We start from the raw sequence: 8,889 nt of genomic DNA, 5'->3' as shown, positions 1-8,889 counted from the left end.
GGTCGCGGCGACTCACATAAAGTTACACACCCACCAACAACAACACAAACCCGCAGGTAAACTGCGGGTTTGGATCGTCGAAAAGCTTAGAAATAAGCAGCGATTGGGCCATGCGGTCCGGGGATCACCGAAATCGGAGTGCCGAAGATATTGCTCAGCGTTTCATCGCAGATAATTTCATCGGGCGTACCGAAGGCGAAGATTTGGCCATCGCGCACGGCACAGATGCGGTCGGCATAACAAGCAGCGAAGTTGATGTCGTGCAACACCACAATGATGGTCTTGCCTAACTCATCTGCCGCGCGCTTGAGGTGGCGCATCATCTCCACCGAGTGCGCGATATCGAGGTTATTTAGTGGCTCGTCGAGCAACACATAGTCCGTATCTTGAGCCAAGACCATGGCTACATAGGCGCGTTGACGCTGGCCACCGGAGAGTTGATCCAGGTAGCGGTGCTGAAGATCGGTGAGGTTAAAGAACTCCAGGGTGCGGCTAATGATGTCTTCATCATCGCGGTTCAATCGCCCTTTTGAATGCGGGAAGCGCCCGAAGGCGACGAGTTGGCGCACCGTAAGCCGGGTGATGAAGTGGTTTTCCTGGCGAAGAATCGACAGCACCTTGGCTAGATCGGCGCTTTTGGTGTGGGCGACATCAAAGCCAGCTACTTCGATGCTGCCTTCATCCATGTCGAGCAGGCGACCGATCATGGTGAGCAGCGTGGATTTGCCGGCACCATTCGGGCCAACCAGCGCGGTGATGCCTCCATTAGGGATTTCCACATTGACCGGGCCGATGCTCGTTTCGCCGTAGTTTTTGTGTACTTGATCGAGCTTGATCACAGGGTTCCCTTCCTCAGCAGAACCAGCAGGAACACTAGTCCGCCAACGAGTTCGATAATGACGCTTACTACTCCTTGGGCGTAGAAAACGTGGTTGAGCACGAAATATGCGCTTGTCAAAATGGCAAAAGCCAAACCGAAGGCAAGCGGAAGCAGATAGCGGTGGTCTTCAGTACCAGCGAGCTGATACGTCAGGGTGACAACCAAAAAGCCCAGGAATGTCATCGGGCCCACCAAGGCGGTGGAGGTGGCCATCAGAATCGAGACCAATACCAAGAGCACGAGAGCTTCTCGACGATAATTCAGACCCAAATTCTGGGCGGCTTGTTTACCCAGGGCCATCACATTGAGTGTGGTGGCCTTAAAAAGCAGCACTACCACGCCAATGATGACGAGCGGGATTGCGATGGGGAAATATTGCGCCTGGGCGTTGACGATGGAACCGAAAAGCCGGGCGGTGAGAAGGTCGAATTCACTCGGGGTGAGCAGGCGTTGCATGAAGGTGGCCAAGCTTCCCAAGCCACCACCGAGCACGATGCCCACCAACAGCATGGCGTGCATATCTTTGCCAAGCAGCCAGGCGTAGAGCAACAAAGAGAACCCAACCATGAGCACCAATTGGAAGATGAACATGGAGAAGGTGTGGCTCAACGCCGCTACACCGAAGAAGACGGTGGCGGTGTGGATGGTGCGATACAGCGCCTCGAAGCCCATGATCGATGGAGTAACGATGCGGTTATTCACCACCGTTTGAAAGGCCAGCGTGGCAAAGGCCTGGCATGCGGCGACGAGGGCGATAGCCAGCACCGCATTGAGGCGGCGCTGGGCGATCAGCCAGAAGGTTTCCGTGCCAAAGGGCATGGGGTTGTCGTAGCTCAGCAGGCCAATGGCGCAACCGATGCCCACCGCGTAGATGATGCCGAGCAGGATCCAGTAGCGGCGTGAGGAGTGGGCGAAGGCTTTAGTTTGCATTCGCCCTCCTTACGATGAGCACCACGAAGAATGCTGCACCGAGCACTCCGAGGATCACGGCGACGGGGATTTCAAAGGGTGAGATGATGGTGCGCGCAACCAGGTCGCAAGCGGTGACAAGCCCAATGCCTAGCAGGCACACCCAAGGCAGGTTGCTTCGCAGATCATCGCCGCGAACCATCGACACCACATTGGGCACAATCAAGCCCAAAAATGGCAGGTTGCCTACCACCACAGTGACCACGCCAGTGGCCAGCGCGATAAGCGCGGTGCCAAGGAACACCAGGCGCTGATAGGGCACGCCGATGCTCGTGGCCACGTCTTGGCCAAGGCCTACCGCGGTGAAGTAATCGGCACCGACGGCCACGGCAATGACCACGATGAGCACCAGCCAAAGCACCTCGTATTGGCCTTGATAAACGGAGGTGTAGCTGCCTTGGAACCACACACCGAGGGTTTGGAGAGCATCGAATTGCAAGGCGATGAAGGTGCTGATGGCGCCGACGACGGCACCGAGCATGATGCCGATGATCGGCACCACGAGCGATTGTTTCAGGCTTACTTTTCTTAAGAAGCCAAAAAAGACCATGGTGCCAATAAAAGAGCAGAGCACGGCGAGGACCATGCGTTCCAAGATGCCGGCCTCAGGCATGAAGATCAGGCTTAGGAGCAGCCCTAATCCCGCCCATTCCGTGGTGCCTGTGGTGGTTGGTTCCACGAAGCGGTTTTGGGTGAGAAGCTGCATCAAGAGGCCACTCATGGCAAGGGCTGCACCGGAGAGCACCAGGGCGATGGTGCGCGGGATGCGGGTGATTTGCAGCATTTCAAATCCGCCCGGGGAAAAAATGTTGTACTCCCCCACCATGAGTGAACACAGCAGAAGCCCCGCTACCACCACCACAGCGATGGCGAAGCGGGGATTGAATCCAGGATTCACAAGACCCTTTCTAGATGGTTACTTTTTCTGCTCGAAGGCATCAGCAATATCGTTGAGCATCTCCGTGTAGGTGATGATCGACTCATTGACGTAGGTGTCTTGCGGCGCGTAAACGATCTGGTCGTCCTTGACTGCCTTGACGTTCTTCAGCGCAGGGGAATCGGCGATGACCTTGGAGGCGCGCTGGTAGTCCGGCTTATCGGAGTTCACAGCACCGTCGCGGTCGAGCACGAAGATCCAGTCGGGATCAGATTCTGCAATAGCTTCCACCGAGATGTCGTCACCCTCGTGGTTGCTGCTGGAGCCATCGACATCCAGGGCGGGCTTGAGGTCGAGCAGCTCGAACACCTGACCGTAGGTGCGGCCAATCTTGGGGGCGATGTAGCCGATTTCGCCACCGGAGACGTTGACGGCCATGACGGTGTCGTTGCCGTTGTATGCCTTCTTGGCACGCTCGGCGGCCTTATCGAAGTTCTCTACAAGCTCGTTGGCGTCGGACTCTTTGTCGAAGATCTTGCCCATGGCAATGACTTCGCGCTTGAGCTCTTCGAAGAAGTCTTGATCATCGCGGGGCTCGAAATCAACGATCGGCACGCCGGGGTTGAGCTTCTTCATGTCCTCGTAGTGCTGGCTGAAGCGCTGGCCGGAGATGATCAGGTCAGGCTTGGCCTTCACCAGTGCCTCAAGGTCGGGCTCGCGGTGCATGCCCATATCGGCAACGTCATCGCCGCGGTATGCCTCTACCGTGTCGGGCAGCAGACCCTTCGGTACGGCAACCAGCGGGACGTCCCAATCTTCGAGCACCTCGAAGGTGCGGTTATCCGTAGATGCCACACGCTCTACTGGCAGAGGAATGGTGACATCACCGAAGTTGTCTTCGATGGTGATTTCTTGGCTCTTGGTTGCAACGTCAGCTTCTTCAGCATTGCTGCATGCAGCCAGTCCGAGGCCTGCAGCCAACATTGCAGCGGTGATCGCTTTAAGTTTCATGTCTGCCTTTCTTGGGGTCGGGTGCAGCCTAACGATCCCCAGCAAGCCAAGGCAAGCCTTATTAAGTAGACCCTAAGACGCTCGTCGAAGCGTGGTGAAAAAGTTTGCACTGCGCTGCCTGTTTGCCAGATGGGATCCAATGTCAAACACACCCACTTTTCACCCCCTAGCGTCAGGTGACACACACCCCCAAATGTGCCATCAGCGCCAGTATTGTGTGATCCTAGCTACACTTTGGCCATGCAGGATTGGAAAAAAGTGGCTCTGGTCATGTTCGCGATTGGGTTTGGCGCGAACCACTTCGCCCCATTGCTGCCCGTCTACCGCCATGAACTCGGCTTAAGCCAAGCAAAAGTAACCTTCTTGCTGGCCATTTACATCCTTGGCCTGATCCCCGCCCTTATTTATGGCGGTACACGCTCCGATGTTGTGGGCCGACGCGCCATCATGCGCCCTGCCGCGGTGATCTCATTGATCGGCACCGTTTTGCTTATGACCTTCCCCGAGCGCTTCGACGTCGTGGTCGCCATCGGAAGGCTCGTCACCGGTGTTGCCGTGGGGCTCATGCTTGCCGCGGGCGCCTCCTGGCTCAAAGAGCTCACCGCCGCGACGGGAGGCACCACAGCTCTTGGCGCGCGCAGAGCCACGGTCGCAACCTCCGCGGGCTTCGGTTTAGGCCCCGCCGTCAGCGGTGCCGTGGCCGAGTGGCTGCCTGCCCCGCTATATACCCCACTGATTGCACACCTCGTACTCATCGTGGTTTCCGGCATCGCTGTGTGGAACGTACCCGAGGCCTCAAGGCCCGCGAAGCGACAAAAGACCCAGTGGCGCCGAATCACCCCCATCGTGCCAACGCTGCTGTGGGCACCGTGGGTCTTCGGTTCGGCCACCACGGCATTTGCCACGCTCAGCACGTATGTTTCGGTGCCCGCAATGGTGGCCTTTACTGGGCTTATCTCCTCGATCACCATGCTCAGCGGCGTGGCAGTGCAAAAGACCATCAACGCGCGAATTAATGCCACCGGCAAAGCACCAGTGGCATTTGGGCTCATGCTTTCCGCACTGGGCATGGGCTTAGGCGCATGGGTAATTATCAGCCATTCAGTGCTGGCGTTATTACTTGCGGCACCAGTCCTGGGCGTGGCCTATGGCATTTTGATGGTTTCGGGCCTTTTCCAAGTGCAGCAACAAGCCCATCGCGACGATCTGGGCCAATTTACCGCGATCTATTATTCGGCCACCTACCTCGGCTTTTTCGCCCCGTGGATCCTCGCCTTGCTCAGCGTGGCAATTCCTGGCCAGTGGGCATGTATCTTCGGCGCCATCGTGGCGCTTGCTACCGCAGCGGCATGGAGGCTGAAAGCAACCAAGGCGCCTGGGGCACGCTAAGGCCCATCACTAAGAAAACCCCCAGCAGGGCATCGCCATAGCTGGGGGTGGGTGCTTGATAGGTGCTTAGGAGGTGCTCCAAATGAAGGGGCGTTCGCGCTGTTCTTCTTCGTGCAAGGGGCCAAGAGGAACATTGGTTTTATCGCGAAGCGCAACAACGGCGAGCAAACCAATAATCGACATCGCCGCGAGATAGTAAGTCACGGCTTGGGTGCTGCCCGTGGCGTCGACAAGCGTTTCTGCGATCGTGGGGGCAAAGGCACCGCCGAGGATGGCGCCGATGGCATAGGAGATGGATACGCCGGAGAAGCGAACCGATGCCGGGAAGATTTCCGCGTACATCGCCGCTTGAGGCCCGTAGGTAAAGCCGGTGCCGATGGTCAAGAGTGCGAGGCCGAAAAACAGCGAGGTGCCATCACCGTGGTTGACCAGCGGGAAGAGGGTGAATACGCCGCCGAGCTGGAGGATGAAGCCGAGGATGTAGGTCTTTTTGCGGCCGAGGAGGTCGGAGACTTTGCCAGAAAGCAGGGTAAAGACGAGCCACGATGCAGCCGAACCGGTCACGGCAAGCAGTACCGTGTCGCGCGATAGGCCGACTGGGCCATCCGGGTTGGATGCGTATTTCTGAATCCAGCCGCCGGTAGTCATGTAGCCAACGGCGTTGTTGCCGGCGAATACCAAAGCCGCGAGCAGCACGAGGAGGCCGTGGCGGCGGAAAAGCGCACCGATGGGGTTGCTTGTTTGTTCCTTGCGCTCTGCAATCTCTTTGAACACCGGGGACTCATCCACACCGCGGCGAATGAAGTAACCAAGGGCAATCAACACGACACTAATAAGGAAAGGAATACGCCAACCCCAGTCCAGGAAGGCATCACCTGGGGCGATCACGCTCATCAGCGCCAAAATGCCGGAAGCCAAGAGCAAACCGAGCGGCACGCCCACCTGCGGGGAGCAGCCGTACCAGCCGCGCTTGTGATCGGGAGCGTGCTCAACGGCCATGAGCACAGCACCGCCCCACTCGCCGCCGGCAGAAATGCCCTGAAGCACACGCAGGAAAACAAGCAGAATCGGCGCGGCCACACCGATGGAGGCATAGGTCGGCAGCAGGCCGATGATGGCGGTGGCTGTACCCATACCCATGAGGGTGACCATCAAGACCACGCGGCGGCCGAGCTTATCGCCGAAGTAACCGGCAAGGAAGGCACCAAGAGGTCGGAACAGGAAGCTCAATCCGACCGTAAGGAAGGACGCAACGGTGGCAGCCTGTGCGCCAAGGCCGGCGAAGAACAATTTATTAAATACCAGACCGGCGGCACTGGCATAGAGGAAGAAGTCGTACCACTCAATTGCGGTACCGACGGTGGTTGCAAGCGCCACGCGACGCTGCTCATTGCTGCTGCGCACCTCGTCGCCTGGTAGTACCTTTTGCCCCTGGTGCGAAGCCGCCTGAACGGGTCCGCTTTCAGCGTTTGAGCTCATCGAGCCTCCTTGAAACTTGTTCACTTCATCCACAACCCCGGCACTCGGCGTTATGATCTACAACACTTTAGTGCCTAAAACTCAGGCTTTTGCCACTTCGGCGGAAACACTTACTTTTTGAACATCGGCAAAACATGCGAAACTTTTACGCCTCAAGAAAAGAAATGTGCGGCACAGTTTCCACGTTTTAGCTGTTTAAGCAGCTAAGCACCCCGCCAGGGGCATTGGAATTGAATTGGTCACTATTAAAAAAATTTATTGTTGGAAACGCACGATTCCTTAAGGCCGGATTGTGTATCCAGACAAACGCCATTAAGGCATCTCACCCAAGCTTTTACGCACCCACCTCCTCCCCCATGGGCGGGACATCTTGGAGCTCAGCAAAGACATAGGAGAACAAGGCAGAAGCCTGAAGTGAACTCTTAAGGGGTGGGAGGCCGCGCTGGAGAAACAAAAATTTGCTAGCAGGAGAACACGTTACGTCTGCTGAATTTTTTAATATATGCCTTGAATGCTCAAAAATGAGGCATTGACAAAACCCAAACGCGGCCCTACCTCAAGCACGAGAGTGGAGCAATACCGTTATAGCGCCTGGAAACCGTTGAAGTTTGAGCAGATCGCCCTCGTCTTTACGACGATGCCTTACCCCCCCCCGGGGTGGCACTAGCAATTTGCCGGAGCGCAAAATCGCCGGCGTCCACTTTTCGCAGTGTCATGTATCGATATTGTGACCATTTCTTGCGAGCTCCGCCGATCCCCTCCCTGTACCTATGCAGCTATAACGAGTTGGATTAGTTCTTCTCAGCCATTCTGCGCGGAGATACCCGGCAACACCGGTCAACAAGATCACAGAGGGCATGCCGACCACTAAGGGATGAAAGCCCTCTTGCCCCACCATGACATCAAAGTGGATAAGAATCTCGATAAAGATCACGGCCAGTCCGACCATCGCAGCAACCGGCGCAATCACCCGGACAAACAGATTGTGCTCATTAGTACCCCAAAAGAATCTGACTACCGACACCGAGGTGATAAACAACAGGAAAACAATGCCGAAAGCTCCCGCATTGGTCAACCAGGAGAACATAGTCAAGACGGGAAACTCCGGTCCCGCATTTGTCACTGAACCGTAGATCGCAAATCCCCCAATGAACAGCAACGCTAAGACAGACTGCGCCAAGGACGAGTAAATCGGTGCATGCGTCTTCGGGTGCGTTCGACCTAGACGCTCAGGCAGCACCCCTTCCCTACCTAGCACCAAGGCATAACGTGCCACCGCGTTATGGAAGGCGAAAAGCGCGGCCAAGAGAGAGGTAATGAAGACAATACGACCAAAGGTCGCTAGACCGTGATGCCCGCTTTCCTCGAGAAAAACAAACAGAAGCTCCGGTCCGCTCTCCCTAGCTTTCTCCACAATCTGCGATTCCCCTACGCCCTGGGCGATGGCCCAGGCCGAAAAAGCGTAGAACCCAGCGATTAACCCGAGAGCTCCGTATGTTGCCCTCGGCACAGATTTCTGTGGGTTTTCAGCTTCTTCAGCGTAAATTGTTGCAGACTCGAACCCCATAAAAGCGGCCATGCCGAAGGCTAGGGCGGCACCAATGCCCGGCCCCACAAACCCGGTGGGGTCAAAAGCTGCCACACTGATCGGCTCAGCAGGGCTGCTCAATCCAATAAAGTCGACAAGTACTACGACTAAGAATTCGAGAATCACAAGCACACCAATAACTTTGGCTGAGGCATCGATATTCATGGCTCCGAGCAATCCCGTAAGAAACCAGCAGAATAACGCAGCAACCCACCATTCGATCGTTATGCCTGCTAGAGCCGATAAAGTACCCGCAATCGTTGCTCCAACGATGCCATATAAGCCAATCTGCATCGCGTTGTAGCTCACGAGCGCAAGCCACGCGGCAGCAAGCCCCTGACGCTTTCCCAGCCCAGTAGCGGTGTATGCGTAGAGCGCCCCAGCATTAGTAATTTTTGTGCTCATTGCGGCGTAGCCAACCGCAAAAATGAGTAAGACAATTCCGAGGACAAGGTAGCCCATTGGGACTTCGATCATCCCAGTGACAGCATAGGACGTCGGAGCACCACCGGCTACAGCCGTGAGCGGAGCTGAAGCGGCAATGATTAACATCATGAGGGATCCAGCACCAAGTTTTCCTTGGAGCGCTCGACCACTATCAACCTTATTATTCTGAGTCATTCTTCACCCCTTTCAAGATGTGATGAAGACGACTCTAAGGTTTGCAGGGTTATGCAAAAAGACCTCCCACGGCAC

7 protein-coding genes are annotated in these 8,889 nt (G+C 56.3%); 1 reads left to right on the top strand and 6 read right to left on the bottom strand.

What is annotated here, in order from left to right; translation table 11 throughout:
* Positions 1–86 precede the first annotated feature (86 nt).
* The 4 genes from IEU99_RS06450 to IEU99_RS06435 are packed head-to-tail and all read right to left on the bottom strand — an operon-like array spanning position 87 to position 3,737.
* Complete coding sequence (locus tag IEU99_RS06450; RefSeq protein WP_128890237.1) at positions 87–839, bottom strand: iron ABC transporter ATP-binding protein; 753 nt, start codon at positions 837–839, stop codon at positions 87–89.
* A complete protein-coding gene (locus IEU99_RS06445; RefSeq protein ID WP_128890238.1) occupies positions 836–1,810 on the bottom strand; it encodes an iron chelate uptake ABC transporter family permease subunit in 975 nt (324 codons plus the stop codon). The genes IEU99_RS06450 and IEU99_RS06445 overlap by 4 nt, the downstream gene beginning before the upstream one ends.
* Entirely contained in the window at positions 1,800–2,747 is a 948-nt protein-coding gene (locus IEU99_RS06440) for an ABC transporter permease (protein ID WP_268234361.1), read from the bottom strand. Before IEU99_RS06440 ends, IEU99_RS06445 begins: the two co-directional genes overlap by 11 nt.
* Positions 2,748–2,765: 18 nt before the next feature.
* Positions 2,766–3,737: a siderophore ABC transporter substrate-binding protein gene (locus tag IEU99_RS06435; RefSeq protein WP_128890239.1), complete on the bottom strand. Its 972-nt coding sequence runs from the start codon at positions 3,735–3,737 to the stop codon at positions 2,766–2,768.
* Between the two features lie 240 nt (positions 3,738–3,977).
* Between IEU99_RS06435 and IEU99_RS06430 the strand changes: the two genes are divergently transcribed.
* Positions 3,978–5,126 (top strand): MFS transporter, encoded by a 1,149-nt coding sequence (locus IEU99_RS06430; protein ID WP_128890240.1) that lies wholly within the window; start codon positions 3,978–3,980, stop codon positions 5,124–5,126.
* Positions 5,127–5,192: 66 nt separating this feature from the next.
* On the opposite strand, the gene IEU99_RS06425 is transcribed toward IEU99_RS06430, so the two are convergent.
* Together IEU99_RS06425 and IEU99_RS06420 are read right to left on the bottom strand one after the other, a co-directional pair.
* Complete coding sequence (locus IEU99_RS06425) at positions 5,193–6,503, bottom strand: MFS transporter (RefSeq protein ID WP_229718413.1); 1,311 nt, start codon at positions 6,501–6,503, stop codon at positions 5,193–5,195.
* An 814-nt stretch (positions 6,504–7,317) separates the two neighbouring features.
* Positions 7,318–8,814 carry an APC family permease gene (locus tag IEU99_RS06420; protein WP_128890242.1) on the bottom strand — a complete coding sequence of 499 codons (1,497 nt, stop codon included), beginning with the start codon at positions 8,812–8,814 and terminating at the stop codon, positions 7,318–7,320.
* Positions 8,815–8,889 lie beyond the last annotated feature (75 nt).

Origin of the sequence: Corynebacterium pelargi (genome assembly GCF_014635485.1) — a bacterium.
Taxonomy (GTDB): domain Bacteria; phylum Actinomycetota; class Actinomycetes; order Mycobacteriales; family Mycobacteriaceae; genus Corynebacterium; species Corynebacterium pelargi.
The sequence above is the reverse complement of the archived record's forward strand: the minus strand, read 5'-3'. Positions and strand labels throughout refer to the sequence as shown.